Origin of the sequence: Sulfitobacter sp. 1A12779 (assembly GCF_043557315.1) — a bacterium.
GTDB lineage: Bacteria > Pseudomonadota > Alphaproteobacteria > Rhodobacterales > Rhodobacteraceae > Sulfitobacter > Sulfitobacter faviae.
Map to the genome: position 1 here is coordinate 379,809 of NZ_JBIFFU010000002.1, position 18,480 is coordinate 398,288.

Below are 18,480 nucleotides of genomic sequence, written 5' to 3' on the forward strand. Positions count from 1 at the left end.
TTCTGCCCGGATGAGACCCCGCAAAGGGGCCGTTGAGGCAGTTAAGGCAGATACCCATGACAGAGATGGTCTATGGCGCGGTCCCGGTGCGGGATGGTGAACCGATCCTTCCAAAATGGTGGCGCACGGTCGACCGTTGGGCTTTGTCCTGCGTGTTGATCCTTTTTGCCGTCGGCATGCTTTTGGGGCTGGCCGCATCCCCGCCCTTGGCCGCGAAAAACGGCTTTGACGCTTTCCACTATGTGCAGCGGCAGGCGTTCTTCGGCGGATTGGCGCTGATCGCGATGCTGCTGACCTCGATGATGTCCCCGGTGCTGGTGCGGCGTCTGGCAGTGCTGGGCTTTGTGGTGGCCTTCGTGGCGCTGGCGCTGTTGCCTTTCTTCGGCACTGATTTCGGCAAAGGGGCGACGCGCTGGTATTCGCTGGGTTTCGCCTCGTTCCAGCCCTCCGAATTTCTGAAACCCGGTTTCATGGTCGCCGCCGCATGGATGATGGCCGCCGCGACCGAGATCAACGGCCCTCCGGGTAAATCATGGTCCTTCGCGCTTTGTATCTCTATCGTTCTGATGCTGGCGATGCAGCCCGACTTCGGACAGGCCTGCCTTGTGCTGTTTGGCTGGGGCGTGATGTATTTCGTCGCCGGCGCGCCGATGGTGCTGTTGGTCGGCATGGCGGGGCTTGTCGTTCTGGCGGGCACATTCGCCTATTCCAATTCCGAGCACTTCGCGCGGCGGATCGACGGCTTTCTCAGCGTCGATGTCGATCCGACCACCCAGCTTGGCTATGCCACAAATGCCATCCGCGAGGGCGGGTTGTTCGGCGTAGGCGTGGGCGAGGGCGAGGTGAAATGGTCGCTGCCTGACGCGCATACCGACTTCATCATCGCCGTCGCCGCCGAGGAATATGGCCTGATCATGGTCGTCTGCATTATCGCCCTATATACTGTCGTGGTCGTCCGGTCGCTGCTGCGTCTGGTGCGCGAGCGTGACCCCTTCATCCGGCTGGCCGGAACCGGGCTGGCCTGCACATTCGGAGTACAGGCAATGATCAACATGGGTGTGGCAGTGCGGCTTTTGCCCGCCAAGGGCATGACCCTGCCTTTCGTGAGCTACGGCGGCTCTTCGGTGATCGCCAGCGGCATCGCCGTGGGCATGCTGTTGGCCTTTACCCGGACCCGCCCGCAGGGTGAGATCAGCGACATTCTGGGCCGGGGCCGCCGCTGATGGCCGCCCCACTGTTGATCATCGCCGCCGGGGGGACCGGTGGGCATATGTTTCCCGCGCAGGCCTTGGCCGAGGTGATGTTGAAGCGCGGCTGGCGGGTGAAGCTCAGCACCGATGCGCGCGGCGCGCGCTATACCGGCGGCTTTCCCGAAGCGGTTGAGATTACCCAGATCAGCAGCGCCACCTTTGCCCGGGGGGGGGTGGTGGTCAAGGCGCTGGTGCCCTTCCGCATCGCCGCCGGTGTGGTCCGCTCGGGGCTGAATATGCTGCGCGACCGGCCTTCGGTCGTGGTGGGCTTTGGCGGTTACCCGTCGATCCCCGCGCTCGGCGCCGCTTGGGCGCTGCGCATGCCCCGGATGATCCACGAGCAGAACGGCATTCTGGGCCGCGTGAATGAGATTTTTGCCAAACGGGTCCACGCCGTGGCCTGTGGCATCTGGCCCACCAAGCTGCCCGAGGGCGTGCAGGGCTGGCATGTGGGCAATCCCGTTCGCGCCGCCGTGCTGGACCGCGCCGGTGCCGCCTATATCCCGCCGGGTGACTACCCGATGGAGGTCTTGGTGATGGGCGGCAGCCAAGGCGCGCGCATCCTTTCGGACGTGGTGCCCCCGGCACTTGCGGCCCTGCCGATGAACATGATCCGCAACATCCGTGTCAGCCATCAGGCCCGCGACGAAGACGGCCAGCGGGTGGCGGACTACTACGCCGAATCCGGGATCAGCGCCGATGTGCGGCCCTTCTTTGATGATGTGCCCCGCCGCATGTCCGAGGCGCAGCTGGTGATCAGCCGCTCCGGTGCCTCCAGCGTGGCCGACCTGTCGGTGATCGGGCGTCCGTCGATCCTGATCCCCTTTGCCGCCGCGGCGGGGGATCACCAAAGCGCCAATGCCCGCGGCTTGGTCGAAGCCGGGGCCGCGATCATGGTGCCCGAACGCAAAGCCAATCCAGATATCATGACCGACCAGATCCTCGCCGTGCTTGAGATGCCCGAAGGGGCAATGCAGATGGCGCGCGCCGCGCTTTCGGTCGGCAAACCCGACGCGGCCGAGACATTGGCCGATATGGTTGAGCAGCTTGCCGCCCAAGGCACGCTCACCCCCGCAGAAGAGGAACACCCGCAATGAACGCCGCCGCCACAAAACTGCCGACCGATGTCGGCCCGATCCATTTCGTCGGCATCGGCGGCATCGGCATGTCCGGCATCGCCGAAGTGCTCTTGAACCACGGCTACAAGGTGCAGGGGTCGGACCTCAAAACCACCAAGATCACCGTGCGGCTGGCCGAATTGGGTGGGCGCATCTTCGAGGGGCAGGCGGCTGAGAATATCGAAGGCGCGGCCGTGGTCGTGATCTCTTCGGCGATCAAGCCGGGCAATGCCGAATTGGACGAGGCGCGCCGCCGTGGCCTGCCGGTCGTCCGCCGGGCCGAGATGCTGGCCGAGCTGATGCGGCTCAAGTCCAACATCGCCGTAGCGGGGACCCATGGCAAGACGACGACCACCACGCTGGTCGCAGAACTGCTGGTCGCGGGCGGCATTGACCCCACGGTCGTCAACGGCGGCATCATCCATGCCTATGGCTCCAACGCGCGGATGGGGCAGGGCGACTGGATGGTGGTCGAGGCGGATGAGAGCGACGGCAGTTTCAACCGTTTGCCCGCCACCATCGCCATCGTCACCAATATCGACCCCGAGCATATGGAGCATTGGGGCGACTTCGACACGCTGCGGCAGGGGTTTTTGAACTTCGTCTCAAACATCCCCTTCTACGGGCTGGCGGTCTGTTGCACCGATCACCCGGAAGTGCAGTCGCTTGTGGGCAAGCTTACCGACCGCCGGGTGATGACCTATGGGTTCAACGCGCAGGCCGATGTCCGCGCCGTGGGGCTGCATTATAAAGACGGGGTGGCGCATTTCGACGTGCATCTTCAGTCCGAAGACAAGGTGATCGAAAACTGCGCCCTGCCGATGCCCGGCGATCACAACGTATCAAACGCGCTGGCGGCGGTGACCGTGGCGCGGCATCTTGGGATGAAGCTTGAGCAAATCCGCGACGCTTTGGGCAGCTTTGGCGGGGTGAACCGCCGCTTTACCCGCGTGGGCGAGGTGGACGGCGTGACCATCATCGACGACTATGGCCACCACCCGGTTGAGATTGCCGCCGTGCTGAAAGCCGCGCGGCAGGCCAGCGCGGGCCGCGTGATCGCCGTGCACCAGCCGCACCGCTATTCCCGTCTGTCGCATCACTTTGACGAGTTCTGCGCCTGTTTCAACGATGCCGATGTGGTGGGCATTGCCGATGTCTATGCCGCGGGCGAAGAGCCCATTCCCGGTGCGGACCGTGACGGGCTGGTCGCGGGATTGATCCAGCACGGCCATCGCCATGCCTATGCGGTCGAGGATGCCGAGGCGCTGACCCAACTGGTCCTGCGCGAGGCGCGCCCGGGCGATATGGTGGTCTGCCTTGGGGCGGGTACGATCAGCGGCTGGGCCAATGACTTGCCCGAGGCGCTGCGCGCGGCCAAGGGGGCGGCTGCGTGACCCTCGTCTGGCTGTCGATCCTCTGGGTCTTCGCCGCCGTGACCGTGGCCATGCTGCCGCTGCGCTCTCAATACCTGCCGGGGGTGGTTCTGCTGATTGCCGCGCCCTTGCTGATCATCGCCATCGGTGTGACCCAGTCTTGGGCCTATGCGCTTTTGGCGCTGCTGGCGTTCCTGTCGATGTTCCGCAACCCGTTGCGCTATCTCTTGGCGCGGCTGCGGGGCCAAGAGCCGGAGCTGCCGAAATGAGCCTGTCTCTCATCCTTGCCTGTTTCTGGTTCGTGATCGCGAATATCCTTGCCATGACGCCGAGCAAGGATTCCCACTGGCGCAGCGCCTATCTGCTGATCGCCGTGGGAATACCGATTGTGGGTTTCGTCACCGCTCAGCACGGCCCGTGGCTGGGCCTGTTGGTGCTGGCGGGGGGCTGTTCGGTGCTGCGCTGGCCCGTGGTCTATTTCGTGCGCTGGCTGCGCCGCGGGGCAGGCCGGGTCAAAGGCCCGGCGGAATGACCCTGACGCCGACCCTCGTGGCGCTGCTGTCGGTCTTTGCGGTCTGGATGATCGCCTGTATCTGGACCGGTTTTCGCGCCCGTGTGCTGTGGTTTTTTCTCGTGCTGGCGACAGGCTTTGCGCTCAACGCCACATGGATGGTTTTCGGGCTGGATGCGCGGGTGTTCGAGCCGCATGCGCTTTTGGCGCAGCTTTCCGTCCTATTCTATGCCGTGGGCGGTTTCGGGCTGGGCTGGCTTGCGGGGCGAGTGGCCAAACGCTGGCGCGAGAGCCGCGTCGATTCGCCGTCTTCTTGATGGTTTGCCCTGCCGTGCAAATGCGCTAAGTCCGGCGCCATGATTAAGCTGAATATCCCCGACCTGCGCGGCAGGCTGACCCCAAATCGCGCCCTGAGCGACCTGACATGGCTCCGCGTCGGCGGCCCTGCGGATTACCTGTTCCAACCCGCCGATGTGGAGGACCTGTGCCTTTTCATGCGGCGTTTGCCGCAAGGGGTGACGGTTTTCCCCATGGGGGTGGGCAGCAATCTCATCGTGCGCGATGGCGGGCTGCGGGCGGTGGTGATCCGGCTGGGCCGTGGTTTCAACGGGATCGAGGTCGACGGCGATCAGGTGACGGCGGGGGCCGCAGCGCTCGATGCCCATGTGGCACGCAAGGCGGCGGATGCGGGGCTGGATCTGACCTTTCTGCGCACCATTCCCGGCAGCATCGGCGGCGCGTTGCGCATGAATGCGGGTTGTTACGGCAGCTACACGGCGGATCACTTCGTCTCGGCTCAGGCTGTGACCCGCGCGGGCGAGGTGGTGACCCTGACGGCAGATGACCTCAACTTCCGCTATCGGCAGAGCGATCTGTCGCCCGGCGCGGTGCTGATCGGGGCGACCTTTGCGCCGCCCAAAGGCGAGCCGGAGGAGCTGCACGCCCGGATGGAGCAGCAGCTTGCCAAACGGGATGAGAGCCAGCCCACGAAAGACCGCAGCGCCGGATCCACTTTCCGCAACCCGGCGGGCTTCTCTTCGACCGGGAAGGCGGATGATGTGCATGATCTGAAGGCGTGGAAAGTGATCGACGACGCCGGGATGCGCGGGGCCACCGTAGGCGGCGCGCAGATGAGCCCGAAACACTCAAACTTCCTGATCAACACCGGCGGCGCCACGGCCCATGATCTTGAGACATTGGGCGAAGAGGTGCGAAAAAAGGTTTACGCTTCAAGCGGTATAAGGCTAGAATGGGAAATTAAGCGCGTCGGTGAGAAATTGGGCGATCCGGCGCCGCAAAGCTAAGCCGCGGCGCAGCAGCTAAGCCACGGCAGAAGCAAAGAAAACAACGATAGGGGCCGCAAACGGTCCGAGGCGAAGAGGCACTTTGGTGGGTAAGTCGAGCGGACAGACCCCGACAGTGGCGGTATTGATGGGTGGCCCCTCGGCCGAGCGTGAGGTGTCCCTGTCCAGTGGGCGTGCATGCGCCGCTGCCTTGCGGGAACATGGTGGATATAACGTGATCGAGGTCGAAGCCGACCGCGATCTTCCAGCTGTTCTGGCCGATCTCAACCCCTATGCCGTTCTGAATTGCCTGCATGGCCGTTGGGGCGAGGATGGCTGTGTGCAGGGGCTGCTAGAGTGGCTCAAGCTGCCCTACACCCATTCCGGCGTGCTGGCCTCGGCGCTTGCGATGGACAAGCAGCGCTCCAAGGATGTGTTCCGCCACGCGGGGCTGCCTGTGTTGGAAAGCGTCATCGCGCCCAAGGCCGATGTGATGGCCGCCCATGTCATGGCGCCGCCCTATGTGGTCAAACCCAACAACGAAGGCTCTTCGGTTGGGGTCTACCTCGTGGCCGAGGAAAACAACGGCCCGCCGCAACTGTCCGAAGACATGCCCGCCGAGGTGATGGTTGAGACTTTCGCGCCGGGGCGTGAGCTGACCACCACCGTGATGGGCGACCGGGCGTTGGCGGTGACGGATATCATCACCACCGGCTGGTATGACTATGACGCGAAATACAAGCCCGGCGGTTCGCGCCATGTGGTGCCCGCCGATCTGCCGCAAGAGATTACCGATCTGTGTTTCGACTATGCCCGCCGCGCCCATGCGGCGCTTGGCTGCAAGGGCATCAGCCGCACCGATTTTCGCTGGGACGAGGCGCGCGGCCCCGAGGGGCTGATCCTGTTGGAGACCAACACCCAGCCCGGCATGACCGCCACTTCGCTCTCGCCTGAGCAGGCCGCCGCCTGCGGCATTTCTTTCCCTGAGCTTTGCGCCTGGATGGTGGAGGACGCTACATGCGATCGCTGATCCGCCGCCGCCCGGAAATGGTCAAGGCCGATCCCGCCCCATCGCGGTGGTCATGGCGCATGCAGCGGTTGATGCTGACGCCGGGTTTCCGCTTTGCCCTGCGCGTGGGGCTGCCCTTCACGCTGAGCCTGCTGGCGGGCACGATCTATATGGCGGACGAAGAGCGGCGCGGCACCGTGGTGCAGGCCATCGCCGATGTCCGCGCCAGCATCGAAGAGCGGCCTGAGTTCATGGTCAAACTCATGGCCATCGACGGGGCGAGCGATATGCTCTCGACCGAAATCCGCACCGCGCTGCCGCTGGAATTTCCGCTGTCCTCCTTCGATCTCGACCTGCCGCAAATCCGTGAGAAGATCACCGATATCGACGGGGTGAAACAGGCCAATGTGCGCATCCGCCCCGGCGGCGTGCTGCAAATCGACGTGACCCCGCGCGTGCCTGTGGCCGTCTGGCGCAGTGAAACGGGGCTGGCGCTGGTGGACAATACCGGTGCCCATGTGGCACGGATCGAGGCGCGGCGCGATCATGCCGAACTGCCGCTGATCGCCGGGGCAGGGGCCGACAAAGCGGTGCCCGAGGCGCTCAAGCTGATCGGGGCCGCGAATGTCTTGGGCGACCGGCTGCGCGGTTTGGTCCGCGTCGGCCAGCGCCGCTGGGACGTGGTGCTGGACCGCGATCAAACGATCATGTTGCCCGTAGAAAACGCGCTGCAAGCGCTGGAACGGGTGATCGCGCTGGAAGGCGCGCAAGAGGTTCTTACGCGGGATGTGGCGCGTGTGGACATGCGGTTGGCGGCAAGACCGACCCTTAGAATGAACGAAGATGCCACCCGCGAATGGTGGCACATCAGGCAGCTTTCCGGCCAGTAAGATGGCCATTGGAATCGGGACAGTAACGAAATGATGGACCTATACGACAGTCAGCGTTCGATGCGGCACATGCGCAAATTGGCGATCCAACGCGGGGTGGTCGCCATTTTGGATGTGGGCAGCTCCAAGATCGCCTGTCTGGTGCTGCGCTTTGACGGTGCGGGGCTTGATAGCGACAGCGGCGACATCGGGTCCTTGGCCGGGCAGTCGGGGTTCCGGGTTATCGGGGCGGCGACCACCCGCTCACGCGGGGTCCGCTTTGGTGAGATTTGCGCCATGGGCGAGACTGAGCGCGCGATCCGCACCGCGCTTCAGGCCGCGCAGAAAATGGCTGGTATTCGCGTCGATCACGTCATCGCCTGTTTCTCGGGCGGGGAGCCGCGCAGCTATGGGCTCGACGCCTCGGTCGAGTTGGAGGGGCAGTCGGTCTCGGAGCAAGACGTGGCGCGGGTGCTGGCGGGCTGCGACGTGCCGGAATATGGCGAGGGCCGCGAGGTGCTGCACGCCCAGCCGGTGAACTTCGCGCTGGATCACCGCAGCGGTTTGGCCGACCCGCGCGGCCAGCTGGGCAACAGCCTGTCGGTGGATATGCATATGCTGACCGTTGACGCCGATACGGTGCAGCATCTGGCCCATTGCATCAAACGCTGTGATCTGGAACTTGCGGGGATCGCCTCCTCCTCCTACGCCTCGGGCATCTCGGCGCTGGTTGAGGATGAGCAGGAGCTAGGTGCCGCCTGTATCGACTTTGGCGGTGGCACCACCGGCCTGTCGATCTTTATCAAGAAACATATGATCTATGCCGATACGGTGCGGATGGGCGGGGATCACGTTACCTCCGACATCTCCATGGGTCTGCAAGTGCCGATGGCCAATGCCGAGCGGATCAAGACCTTCTACGGCGGGGTGCATGCCACCGGTATGGACGACCGCGACATGATCGAGATCGGCGGCGAGACCGGCGATTACGAACACGACCGCCGCACCGCCAGCCGGGCGGAGTTGATCGGCATCATGCGCCCCCGGGTCGAAGAGATCCTCGAAGAGGTCCGCGTTCGGCTGGATGCCGCCGGTTTCGACCACTTGCCAAGCCAACAAATTGTGCTTACCGGGGCGGGCAGTCAGATACCGGGCCTTGACGGGCTGGCCAGCAAGATCCTTGGCCAGCAGGTTCGTCTGGGACGCCCGCTGCGCGTGCATGGGCTGCCGCAGGCCGCGACGGGGCCGGGCTTTGCCTCTGCCGTGGGGCTTGCGCTTTTCGCGGCGCATCCGCAGGACGAATGGTGGGATTTTGACATTCCCGCCGATCGCTACCCGTCCCGCTCGCTCAAACGCGCGGTGAAATGGTTTAGAGACAACTGGTGACCCCAATATCGGGTGAGAAGCCCGAGATAAGGCGGAAACTGGCAAGTTTCTGCCCATATTTAGCGTCAAAACGATGTTTTTTAGGTGACGATGCGGCCCTAGCCCGGTAGGGTCGGGTAAATTTGGTCGAAAAACTCCCGCAGAACGCGGATAACTGGACAGGCGGACAGCACATGACACTCAACCTTTCAATGCCAGGACATGATGATCTGAAACCCCGTATCACCGTCTTCGGTGTTGGCGGGGCAGGCGGCAACGCGGTCAACAACATGATCGAAAAGCAACTTGACGGTGTTGATTTCGTCGTGGCCAACACCGACGCACAGGCGCTGCAACAGGCGCAGGCCGAGAACCGCGTGCAGCTGGGTATCAAAGTGACCGAAGGTCTGGGCGCGGGCGCGCGTGCCTCTGTGGGTGCTGCCGCTGCCGAAGAGAGCATTGAGCAGATCGTCGACCACCTTGCTGGCGCGCATATGTGCTTTATCACCGCTGGCATGGGCGGCGGCACCGGCACCGGGGCGGCTCCGATCATCGCGCAGGCCGCGCGTGAACTGGGCGTGCTGACCGTCGGCGTCGTGACCAAGCCCTTCCAATTCGAAGGCGCCAAGCGCATGCGTCAGGCCGAAGACGGTGTTGAGACGCTGCAAAAGGTCGTCGACACGCTGATCATCATTCCGAACCAGAACCTCTTCCGTCTGGCAAACGAAAAGACCACCTTCACCGAAGCCTTCTCGCTTGCCGATGACGTGCTGTACCAAGGTGTGAAGGGCGTGACCGACCTGATGGTCCGTCCGGGCCTCATCAACCTCGACTTCGCCGATGTCCGCGCCGTGATGGACGAGATGGGCAAGGCGATGATGGGAACAGGCGAGGCCGAGGGCGAAGATCGCGCCATCCAAGCCGCCGAGAAGGCCATCGCCAACCCGCTGCTGGACGAAATCAGCCTGCGCGGTGCCAAGGGCGTGCTCATCAACATCACCGGCGGTCAGGACCTTACCCTGTTCGAACTCGACGAAGCGGCCAACCGCATTCGCGAGGAAGTGGACCCCGAAGCGAACATCATCGTCGGCTCCACGCTGGACGAAAGCCTTGGTGGCCTGATGCGCGTCAGCGTTGTCGCCACCGGCATCGACGCCACTGATGTGAACACCGAAATCCCGGTCCCGCGCCGCTCCATGAGCCAGCCTTTGCGTCAGAACGTATCGGTTGACGATGTGGCGCAGGTGTCCGCCGCGCAGGCGCCGGTCGCTGCCTCCGTGGCTGCCGAAGCGCCGCAGGAAGTTGAGCAGGCGGCTCTGTTCCAAGACCTCCAGCCGACACAGCGCGAGCAGGACCAGTATGAGGACGAGAACGTTGTCGAAGATGACGACGGTCTGCCCGCACCGGCCTACCAGCCTGAGGTCGCCGCATTCGAGCCGCGTCAGGAAGAGAACATCGAAGCTGAGCCCGAAGCCTTCGTCGCACCGCGTGCGCCGACCCCCGGCACACCGTCCCCCGAAGCGCTGGCCCGCCTGCGCGCCGCCGCACAGAAGGCCGCGCCCGAGCAGCACCGTCAGGCCCAGCAGCAGCAGGGTGAACAGGGCGACAAGAGCCGTTTCGGCATCAACTCCCTGATCAACCGGATGACCGGCCACGCCGAAGGCGAGGCGCAAGCCCGCCCCGCGCGTCAGCAGCCGCCGGTGCAAACCCGCGCCTCTGCCGCCGCGCCGCAGCCGCAGGAAAACAACGATCCCGATCAAGAACGCATCGAAATCCCTGCGTTCCTGCGCCGTCAGGCCAACTGAACTGATCACGATAGATGACGAAAGGGTCGCCTTAGGGCGGCCCTTTTTCTTTTTAGAACAGCGCCTTGCCCCCGAGTAAGCGCAGCCGCGCTCAAATGTTGCAGTGATGTTTCAGACCGTTGCAAAGATTGAGTTGAGCAAAACGAACCCGCCCCTTAATCCAGAGTTTAACACACAAGAAGATGTTCGAAGCTTGAGGATGACCCGGTGCAGACAACGATCAAATCAGCGGTAAGTTTTACTGGCACAGGCCTGCACTCCGGTCTGCCTGCGACGGTGACACTGCGCCCGGCGTCGGCCCATCACGGCATCTGGTTTTCGCGCAGCGATGTGGCGGTCGGTGACCGTCTGATCCCCGCCCGCTGGGACGCGGTGAACCGCTCGCCGCTCTGCACCAAGCTGGAAAACCCCACCGGCCTGTCGATCTCGACCGTCGAGCATCTGATGGCCGCCGTGGCGGGCTGTGGCATCCACAACCTTTTGATTGAGATCGACGGCCCCGAAGTGCCGATCCTTGATGGCTCCTCCGTGCCTTTCGTGCGCGGGATCATGCAGCGCGGTCTGCGCCAGCTTGCAGCCCCCGTGATGGCCTTCGAAGTGCTGAAAACCGTCACCGTGCAGGATGGCGACGCGGTTGCGACCATCTCGCCCGCCGATACGCTGCGCATCGACTTTGAGATCGACTTTGCTGATGCCGCCATCGGCCAGCAGCGCAAGTCGCTGGTGATGAACAACGGCTCCTTCGCGCGTGAACTCTGCGACAGCCGCACCTTTTGCCGTCAGGCGGATGTCGAGGCGATGCAGGCCAATGGTCTGGCGCTTGGTGGCGAAGCGGGTGAGAACGCGGTGGTTTTCGACGGCGATGCCGTCGTCAGCCCCGGCGGCCTGCGCCACGCGGATGAGCCTGTGCGCCACAAGATGCTCGACGCGCTCGGCGATCTGGCGCTGGCCGGGGCGCCGCTGTTGGGCCATTACGAAGGCAAACGCGCGGGCCATTCGCTGACCAACACGCTGCTGCGCGCGCTCTTTGCTACGCCGGATGCCGTGCGTCTGGTGGCCTGCGATGCGGCGCAAACGGCGCGGCTGCCCGGCTCCGGTCTGATCTGGGACGAAATCCCGCAGGTTGCCTGATCCCGGGGTGGGGGAACGGCACCGGGAAGCGCAGGGCGCTTAGGCGGCGAAGTGCCATTGAACGCCCTGCCAATGCCTTGTATTCACTAAGCCGAAGTGACAAGCCTGACCCAGCGATGCGCCGCCGCGCAGCCGCCTGCGGACGGGGGCGGAATGGGCGTTTTGCAACGCAGTTTATTGTGCTAGTCACATGCGCAAGAGGGTCAAAGACCATGGGTTGGACGATGCAAGGGGTGCGGGCATGACGGTAGCGGGATCGCGCAAGCGGACGATCAGTGCGGTGCTTCTGGTCGCGACATTGGCGGCCTGCGGCGGTGGTGACGGACGCTCTGACGGGAACTTCTTCAACCCGCAGGAAATTCCGCTTGAAACCTATTCGGCCGAGCAGATTTTCGAGCGCGGCGAATATGAGCTGACCAACAACAACCCCGGCGAAGCGGCATTCTATTTCGCCGAGATCGAGCGTCTCTATCCCTATTCCGAATGGGCCAAACGCGCCCTGATCATGCAGGCTTTCGCCTATCACAAGGATCAGGACTATCCCAACAGCCGCTCCGCCGCGCAGCGTTTCATTGATTTCTACCCCGCCGATGACGATGCCGCCTATGCGCAGTACCTCTTGGCGCTGAGCTATTACGATCAGATCGACGAAGTGGGCCGCGACCAAGGGCTGACCTTCCAAGCGCTGCAATCCTTGCGCGCCGTGATCGAAGGCTACCCGGACAGCGAATATGCCCGCTCCGCGATCCTGAAATTCGACCTCGCCTTCGACCATCTGGCGGGCAAGGAGATGGAGATTGGCCGCTACTACCTGCGCCGCGATCACTATACCGCCGCGATCAATCGCTTCCGTGTCGTGGTCGAGGATTTCCAGACCACCACCCACACCGCCGAAGCGCTGCACCGTCTGGTCGAAGCCTATCTTTCGCTCGGCCTGAACCATGAGGCGCAGACGGCGGGGGCCATCCTTGGCCACAACTACCGGGGCTCCGAGTGGTATGAGGACAGCTATAAACTGCTGACCGGGCGCGGCCTTGAGCCTGCCTTCTACAAAGACAATTGGCTGGGTGCAGCCTATCGCCAGACCATCAAGGGCGAGTGGCTTTAAGGGGGGTGGGATCGCCCACCCGACGGTTCTAGATGCTGCGCGGACTTGATATTTCAGACATGCTGATCATCGACCGGCTGGAGCTTGGCTTCCAGCCGGGGCTGAACGTGCTGACCGGTGAGACGGGCGCGGGCAAGTCCATCCTTTTGGATTCGCTCGGCTTCGTTCTGGGCTGGCGCGGGCGTGCCGATCTGGTGCGCCAAGGGGCAGAACAGGGTGAGGTGACCGCTTGGTTCGATCTGCCGCCCGGCCACCCGGCCCATGCGGTGCTGGAAGAGGCGGGATTGCCCGCTGGTGACGAATTGATCCTGCGCCGCATCAATACCTCCGACGGGCGCAAGACCGCGTGGGTCAATGACCGCCGCTGTTCGGGTGAGGTGCTGCGCCGCCTGTCGGAGACATTGGTGGAACTGCACGGCCAGCATGATGACCGCGGCCTGCTCAACCCGCGGGGCCACCGTGCCATTTTGGACGATTACGCCGGGAATGCCCGTGCGATTGCCAAGCTGCGCGAGGCGTGGAATGCCCTCGGGGCGGCCCGCAAAGCCGCTGCCGCCGCTGCCGCCGAACGCGAGGCCATCGCCGCTGAGGAAGAGTTCCTGCGCCACGCCGTGGCCGAGTTGGACAAGCTCGACCCCGAAGCGGGGGAGGAGGCCACCCTCGACACCCGCCGCCGCCAGATGCAGGGGGCCGAGAAAATCCGCCGTGATGTAGTCAACGCCTATGAGTTAATGGGGCAAGGCGGCGCAGAGACCGCCATGGGCGACGCGCTGCGCTGGCTCGACGGGGTGGCCGACAAGGCCGAAGGCGCGCTGGAAGGCCCGCTCGCCGCGCTCAACCGCGCCATGGTGGAACTGGACGAGGCGATGTCCGGCGTGGCCGATGCGATCGACGGCATGTCGTTCGACCCCTATGAGTTGGAAGCCTGCGAAGAGCGGCTTTTCGCGATCCGCGGTTTGGCGCGCAAACATGACGTGCAGCCCGATGAGCTGGCCGGTTTTGCCGATACGCTGCGCGCCAAGCTCGACGCGCTCGATGCGGGCGAAGCGGCGCAGGAGGGGCTGGAGAAAGCCGTTCGCGATGCGCAGGCGCTTTACGACGAACGGGCCACCGCGCTGACCGAGAAGCGTCGCAAGGCCGCGGCCAAGCTCGACAAATCCGTGGCGGCAGAGCTTGCCCCGCTCAAGATGGAACGCGCAGTGTTCCAGACGCAATTGACCGAAGAACCCGCAGGCCCCGAGGGGCGCGATGCGGTCTCCTTCACCGTCGCCACAAACCCCGGCGCGCCTGCCGGGCCCTTGGGCAAAATCGCCTCGGGCGGGGAGCTGAGCCGGTTCCTCTTGGCGCTGAAGGTTTGCCTGACCCAGACCCAATCCGGCCTCACCCTGATCTTTGACGAGATCGACCGTGGGGTAGGGGGCGCCACTGCCGATGCCGTGGGCCGCCGCCTGAAGGCATTGGCCGCCGAAGGGCAGGTCTTGGTCGTCACCCATTCGCCGCAGGTCGCCGCCCTTGGTGCGCATCACTGGCGCGTGGCGAAGTCGGTGACCAAGGGCATGACCACCTCCACCGTCACCCCCCTTGCCGCCGAAGAGCGCATTGATGAAGTCGCCCGAATGCTCGCGGGCGATACGATCACAGATGCGGCCCGCGCGGCGGCTGAGGCATTGCTCAACGGGCAACAGGGCGCGATGACTTCTTAAATGGCGGTTTTACCCAAGGTCAGCTTGCCCTAGACAGAAAGGGTTTAACTGGTCTTAGTCCCATGCCCCCGCAAGATAACGCATTCTTTTCCCAACAACTTCAGCAGGCGCTTGGCGGCTGCAAACAGGGCTGGACGGTGCTGCGCACCCGCGGGCCGGGGAAGGTGACATTTTGGTTTATCGCGCTGCTGGTGGGCATCGCTGCGGGCTTTGCCGCCCTGTTCTTCCGCAAGGGGATCAACTGGTTGCAGGCCACGCTTTACGGCACGGACGATGTGCAATTCCTGCACAGCTTCCTTGCCGGGCTGCCGTGGTATTGGGTGGTGCTGATTCCGACCTTGGGCGGGTTGCTTGTGGGGCTGATCCTGCACCGCTTCACCCGCGACGGGCGCGCGCGCAGCGTCGGCGATGTGATCCTCGGCGCTGCCATGCACGACGGTCGGGTCGAGACGCGGGCCGGGGTGGCCTCGGCGTTGGCCTCGCTCATCACCCTGTCCACGGGCGGCTCATCGGGCCGCGAAGGGCCGGTGGTGCATCTGGCCGCCGTGATCTCGACCAAGGTCAGCCGATTCATCAAGGCCGATGGGATCACCGGGCGAGATCTGTTGGGCTGCGCCGTGGCGGCGGCGGTCTCGGCCAGCTTCAACGCGCCCATCGCTGGTGCGCTCTTCGCCCTCGAAGTCGTGCTGCGCCACTTTGCAGTCCACGCCTTTGCCCCCATCGTCATCGCCTCCGCTGCGGGCACGGTCATTAACCGGCTGGAGTTCGGCGGGCTCACGGAATTCGTCCTGCCCGGCCTTGGCGACGTGCAGTTCTACGCCGAACTGCCCGCCTTTCTGCTTTTGGGGCTGACCTGCGGTCTGGTCTCGGTCGTGCTGATGCGCGCGATCTTCTGGGCCGAGGATTTCGGCAACTATCTGCAAGCACGCACCGGTCTTGCCCGCTGGCTGCGCCCGGCAGTGGCGGGGGCGATCCTTGGCGTCATCGCGCTCTGGTTTCCCCATATCATAGGCGTGGGCTATGAGACGACCTCGCGCGCGCTGGTCGGCGAACTAGTTCTGCATGAGGCGATCATCTTTGCCGTGCTCAAGGTCGCCGCCGTGGCGATCACGCTTGGCGGGCGCATGGGCGGCGGGGTGTTCTCGCCCTCGCTGATGCTGGGCGCCCTGACCGGCCTTGGCTTCGGGATCATCGCCACCGGTGTCTTCCCCGAGATTTCGGGCTCGTCCTCGCTCTATGCTCTGGCGGGGATGGGCGCGGTGGCCGCCGCCGTGCTGGGCGCGCCGATTTCAACCACGCTCATCGTGTTCGAGATGACAGGCGACTGGCAGACCGGTCTGGCGGTGATGGTCGCCGTCAGCATGTCGACGGCGCTGGCCTCCCGGCTGGTCGACCGGTCCTTCTTCCTCACCCAGATGGAGCGGCGCGGCATCCATCTGGCCGCCGGTCCGCAGGCCTATCTGCTCTCGATGTTCATGGTGGGCCGCATCATGCGCCGCCCCGATGATGAAGACGCGGCTTCGGAAGACGCCTGTTGGGATTTGATCGACAAGGGCACCTATATCGACGGCAGCGCCACGCTAGAGGCCGCTCTGCCGCTGTTCGACCAGACCCATTCCAATTTCATCCCGGTGGTCACCCTCAGCGCGGATGCGCCGCCCGAATTGCTGGGCGCGCTGTTCCATGTCGATGCGCTGAAAGCCTATAACCGCGCCCTCGCCGCTACGGCGGCAGAGGAGCATTCCTGAGCCGCGTTCAGATCCGTTCGATGGCGATTTCTTCCATCGGCGTGAAGGCCACATAGCCCTTGATCTCGCCCACATTCGCCTTCGGGTCTTCATAAGACCACACGGCGTCCTGCAAGGTGCGGCTCTTCGTCACCACCGAGAAATAGGTCGCATCGCCCTTATGCGGGCAATGGCTGGTCTTATCCGTGCCATCAAGGAAAGCCATGGCGATGTCGCCACGCGGGAAATAGATCACCGGCGGATAGTCCCCCTCGCGCAGTTCCAGCGCGCCCGTGGATTCGCCCAATACGGCCCCGCCAGCGCGGACAACCCATGTGCCCTCAGCCGGAGTAATCTTGATATGGTCGGCCATGCCGTACCCCCCTTTACTTAAATCGGACGCTCACAGGGGCGCCGTTGCCGCATCCAACCACAGTTTTGTAACAGGTGATACCCGCGGCCCGATCTTTTCCGCCACGTCGCGGTGATAGGCGTTCAGCCAGTCCCGCGCCTCGGGGCTGAGCGCCGCCACATCAATCAAACGCCGATCAATCGGCACCAGCGTCAGCGTGCGCCAATCAAGCATCTTGCGATGGGCATCACCGCCCGGCAGGGCGGGGGCCTCTTGCACCACCAACAGGTTCTCGATCCGAATGCCAAAGGCCCCCTCGCGGTAGTAACCCGGCTCATTGCTGAGGATCATACCCGGCTCCAACGGCACATGGCTCATCCGGCTCAGCCGCTGCGGCCCCTCATGGACCGACAGATAGGCGCCAACCCCATGGCCCAAACCGTGATCGAAATCCTGCCCCGCCATCCAAAGCGGCAAACGGCCCAGCATCTCGATATCCCGGCCCGCAAGCCCGCGCGGCCAGCGCAGGCGGCTCATGGCAATCATCCCCGAAAGCACCCGCGTGAAGGCCGCGCGCGCCTCCTGATCGGGGCTGCCGATGGCGATGGTGCGGGTGACATCGGTGGTGCCGTCCAGATACTGACCGCCGCTGTCGAGCACCAAAAGATGCCCCTCCTGCAAGACAGTATCGGTCTCTTCATTCACCCGGTAATGGATGATCGCCCCATTCGCCCCAGTGCCCGAGATCGTCTCGAAACTGATGTCGCGCAGCGCAGGGTCCCGGCGGCGCAGACCTTCCAACTGCTCCACCACCTGCGTCTCGGTGACCGTGCCGGGCGCCTGCGCATCCAGCCAGGCGAGCAGCTCGACCATCGCGGCACCATCGCGCAAATGCGCCTCAGCCGCCCCGGCAATCTCGGCGTCATTCTTGCAGGCTTTGGGCAAGGCGCAGGGGTCTTCATCAGCCTGCGCCCGATCCCCCAGCAAATCCGCGAACAACAGCGGGGCCGACTGCCGATCAAGCCGCACCGGCCCCTCGAGCGCGCGCAGGTAATCGGGCAACCCCTCAGGACCCCGCTGCACCACCTCTGGCCCCAGATGGTCCTCCACATCCACGAGCTTCTCAGCCGCCATGAAAAGATCGACCCGCGCATCGTCATGCAACACGGCAAAACCATGCGCGACCGGGTTGCGCGGAATGTCCTGCCCGCGAATGTTCAGCAACCAGTTGTGGCTGTCGGGCAGGGTGATCAATGCCGCCTTCTGCCCTGCCGCGCGCAAATGCGCGGCCAAACGCCGGCGCTTGGCCTCATGGCTTTCCCCGGCAAAACGCTCAGGATGCGCCGCCACCTTGCCCATCGGGGCCTCGGGCTGGTCTTCCCAAATACGGTCGACCATATTCGAGACGCGCCGCAACTCGATGCCAGACCCCGCCAAGGCCTCAAACAAAAGATCCATCTGCGCGGGCGTATGCAGCATCGGATCGAAACCAACCACGCCGCCCGTGGGCAATTGATCCTTCAACCAATCGGCCAAAGACACCTCGGGCCAAGGCACCGGGGTAAAGACATCCGCAACCTGCGCTTTGACCTGTGTCCGATAGCGACCGTCGATGAAAACCCCGGCCACATCGCGCAGCGCCGCACAGAACCCGGCAGAGCCGGTGAACCCCGTCAACCAAGCCAGCCGATCATCCCGCGGAGCGACATACTCACCCTGATGCGCATCGGCGCGCGGTACGAGAAACCCGTCCAACCCCGCCGCCTGCAACTCCGCCCGCAGCGCCGCCAAACGCGGGGGACCCTGTTCCGGACGCGCGGTGACCTCGAAACTCTGGAACACGCGGCCCCTCCTTCATCCTTTTTCAAATACCGAC

The 18,480-nt window shown here is 64.2% G+C and carries 17 protein-coding genes; 15 read left to right on the forward strand and 2 right to left on the reverse strand.

Going from position 1 to position 18,480, the window contains the following annotated elements; all coding sequences use genetic code 11:
- Positions 1-56: 56 nt before the first annotated feature.
- From ftsW to ACGYLQ_RS04550, 15 genes are all read left to right on the forward strand, one after another.
- The gene (ftsW, locus tag ACGYLQ_RS04480) at positions 57-1,223 is read left to right on the forward strand and encodes a putative lipid II flippase FtsW (protein WP_067261784.1); all 1,167 of its coding nucleotides are present in this window, start codon (positions 57-59) and stop codon (positions 1,221-1,223) included.
- Complete coding sequence (locus tag ACGYLQ_RS04485) at positions 1,223-2,347, forward strand: UDP-N-acetylglucosamine--N-acetylmuramyl-(pentapeptide) pyrophosphoryl-undecaprenol N-acetylglucosamine transferase (RefSeq protein ID WP_394440714.1); 1,125 nt, start codon at positions 1,223-1,225, stop codon at positions 2,345-2,347. Before ftsW ends, ACGYLQ_RS04485 begins: the two co-directional genes overlap by 1 nt.
- Positions 2,344-3,762 carry a UDP-N-acetylmuramate--L-alanine ligase gene (murC, locus tag ACGYLQ_RS04490; protein WP_276154299.1) on the forward strand — a complete coding sequence of 473 codons (1,419 nt, stop codon included), beginning with the start codon at positions 2,344-2,346 and terminating at the stop codon, positions 3,760-3,762. Before ACGYLQ_RS04485 ends, murC begins: the two co-directional genes overlap by 4 nt.
- Positions 3,759-4,010 (forward strand): DUF2484 family protein, encoded by a 252-nt coding sequence (locus ACGYLQ_RS04495; RefSeq protein ID WP_394440716.1) that lies wholly within the window; start codon positions 3,759-3,761, stop codon positions 4,008-4,010. The genes murC and ACGYLQ_RS04495 overlap by 4 nt, the downstream gene beginning before the upstream one ends.
- Positions 4,007-4,273 (forward strand): DUF2484 family protein, encoded by a 267-nt coding sequence (locus ACGYLQ_RS04500; RefSeq protein WP_067263246.1) that lies wholly within the window; start codon positions 4,007-4,009, stop codon positions 4,271-4,273. The genes ACGYLQ_RS04495 and ACGYLQ_RS04500 overlap by 4 nt, the downstream gene beginning before the upstream one ends.
- The gene (locus ACGYLQ_RS04505) at positions 4,270-4,569 is read left to right on the forward strand and encodes a hypothetical protein (RefSeq protein ID WP_394440718.1); all 300 of its coding nucleotides are present in this window, start codon (positions 4,270-4,272) and stop codon (positions 4,567-4,569) included. Before ACGYLQ_RS04500 ends, ACGYLQ_RS04505 begins: the two co-directional genes overlap by 4 nt.
- A 39-nt stretch (positions 4,570-4,608) precedes the next feature.
- A complete protein-coding gene (murB, locus tag ACGYLQ_RS04510) occupies positions 4,609-5,556 on the forward strand; it encodes a UDP-N-acetylmuramate dehydrogenase (protein ID WP_394440720.1) in 948 nt (315 codons plus the stop codon).
- A gap of 85 nt (positions 5,557-5,641) precedes the next feature.
- Positions 5,642-6,565, forward strand: coding sequence for a D-alanine--D-alanine ligase (locus tag ACGYLQ_RS04515; protein WP_394412105.1), 924 nt, complete (start codon positions 5,642-5,644; stop codon positions 6,563-6,565).
- Positions 6,553-7,434, forward strand: coding sequence for a cell division protein FtsQ/DivIB (locus ACGYLQ_RS04520; RefSeq protein WP_394440722.1), 882 nt, complete (start codon positions 6,553-6,555; stop codon positions 7,432-7,434). The genes ACGYLQ_RS04515 and ACGYLQ_RS04520 overlap by 13 nt, the downstream gene beginning before the upstream one ends.
- Before the next feature lie 30 nt (positions 7,435-7,464).
- Positions 7,465-8,799, forward strand: a complete 1,335-nt coding sequence (gene ftsA, locus ACGYLQ_RS04525; protein WP_067263257.1) for a cell division protein FtsA — start codon at positions 7,465-7,467, stop codon at positions 8,797-8,799.
- A 173-nt stretch (positions 8,800-8,972) separates the two neighbouring features.
- The gene (ftsZ, locus tag ACGYLQ_RS04530; RefSeq protein ID WP_394440724.1) at positions 8,973-10,583 is read left to right on the forward strand and encodes a cell division protein FtsZ; all 1,611 of its coding nucleotides are present in this window, start codon (positions 8,973-8,975) and stop codon (positions 10,581-10,583) included.
- Between the two features lie 207 nt (positions 10,584-10,790).
- Complete coding sequence (gene lpxC, locus ACGYLQ_RS04535; RefSeq protein WP_271687716.1) at positions 10,791-11,714, forward strand: UDP-3-O-acyl-N-acetylglucosamine deacetylase; 924 nt, start codon at positions 10,791-10,793, stop codon at positions 11,712-11,714.
- Positions 11,715-11,955: 241 nt separating this feature from the next.
- Positions 11,956-12,822 (forward strand): outer membrane protein assembly factor BamD, encoded by an 867-nt coding sequence (locus ACGYLQ_RS04540; RefSeq protein WP_067263264.1) that lies wholly within the window; start codon positions 11,956-11,958, stop codon positions 12,820-12,822.
- A gap of 32 nt (positions 12,823-12,854) precedes the next feature.
- Complete coding sequence (gene recN / locus ACGYLQ_RS04545) at positions 12,855-14,525, forward strand: DNA repair protein RecN (protein WP_394440726.1); 1,671 nt, start codon at positions 12,855-12,857, stop codon at positions 14,523-14,525.
- Positions 14,526-14,587: 62 nt separating this feature from the next.
- Positions 14,588-16,273 (forward strand): chloride channel protein, encoded by a 1,686-nt coding sequence (locus tag ACGYLQ_RS04550; protein ID WP_394440728.1) that lies wholly within the window; start codon positions 14,588-14,590, stop codon positions 16,271-16,273.
- Positions 16,274-16,280: 7 nt separating this feature from the next.
- Here ACGYLQ_RS04550 and ACGYLQ_RS04555 read toward each other — a convergent pair whose 3' ends face one another.
- A complete protein-coding gene (locus tag ACGYLQ_RS04555) occupies positions 16,281-16,625 on the reverse strand; it encodes a DUF427 domain-containing protein (protein WP_394440730.1) in 345 nt (114 codons plus the stop codon).
- Between the two features lie 30 nt (positions 16,626-16,655).
- Positions 16,656-18,446, reverse strand: a complete 1,791-nt coding sequence (locus ACGYLQ_RS04560) for an aminopeptidase P family protein (RefSeq protein WP_394440732.1) — start codon at positions 18,444-18,446, stop codon at positions 16,656-16,658.
- Positions 18,447-18,480 lie beyond the last annotated feature (34 nt).

What these genes read in the sequence shown, in the direction of transcription:
- ACGYLQ_RS04540 (WP_067263264.1), top strand. Translation starts at nt 11,956, where the DNA reads ATGACGGTAGCGGGATCGCGCAAGCGGACGATCAGTGCGGTGCTTCTG.
- ACGYLQ_RS04550 (WP_394440728.1), top strand. Translation starts at nt 14,588, where the DNA reads ATGCCCCCGCAAGATAACGCATTCTTTTCCCAACAACTTCAGCAGGCG.
- ACGYLQ_RS04505 (WP_394440718.1), top strand. Translation starts at nt 4,270, where the DNA reads ATGACCCTGACGCCGACCCTCGTGGCGCTGCTGTCGGTCTTTGCGGTC.
- ACGYLQ_RS04485 (WP_394440714.1), top strand. Translation starts at nt 1,223, where the DNA reads ATGGCCGCCCCACTGTTGATCATCGCCGCCGGGGGGACCGGTGGGCAT.
- recN (WP_394440726.1), top strand. Translation starts at nt 12,855, where the DNA reads ATGCTGCGCGGACTTGATATTTCAGACATGCTGATCATCGACCGGCTG.
- ftsZ (WP_394440724.1), top strand. Translation starts at nt 8,973, where the DNA reads ATGACACTCAACCTTTCAATGCCAGGACATGATGATCTGAAACCCCGT.
- murC (WP_276154299.1), top strand. Translation starts at nt 2,344, where the DNA reads ATGAACGCCGCCGCCACAAAACTGCCGACCGATGTCGGCCCGATCCAT.
- murB (WP_394440720.1), top strand. Translation starts at nt 4,609, where the DNA reads ATGATTAAGCTGAATATCCCCGACCTGCGCGGCAGGCTGACCCCAAAT.
- ftsW (WP_067261784.1), top strand. Translation starts at nt 57, where the DNA reads ATGACAGAGATGGTCTATGGCGCGGTCCCGGTGCGGGATGGTGAACCG.
- ACGYLQ_RS04500 (WP_067263246.1), top strand. Translation starts at nt 4,007, where the DNA reads ATGAGCCTGTCTCTCATCCTTGCCTGTTTCTGGTTCGTGATCGCGAAT.
- ACGYLQ_RS04520 (WP_394440722.1), top strand. Translation starts at nt 6,553, where the DNA reads ATGCGATCGCTGATCCGCCGCCGCCCGGAAATGGTCAAGGCCGATCCC.
- ACGYLQ_RS04555 (WP_394440730.1), bottom strand. Translation starts at nt 16,625, where the DNA reads ATGGCCGACCATATCAAGATTACTCCGGCTGAGGGCACATGGGTTGTC.
- ftsA (WP_067263257.1), top strand. Translation starts at nt 7,465, where the DNA reads ATGATGGACCTATACGACAGTCAGCGTTCGATGCGGCACATGCGCAAA.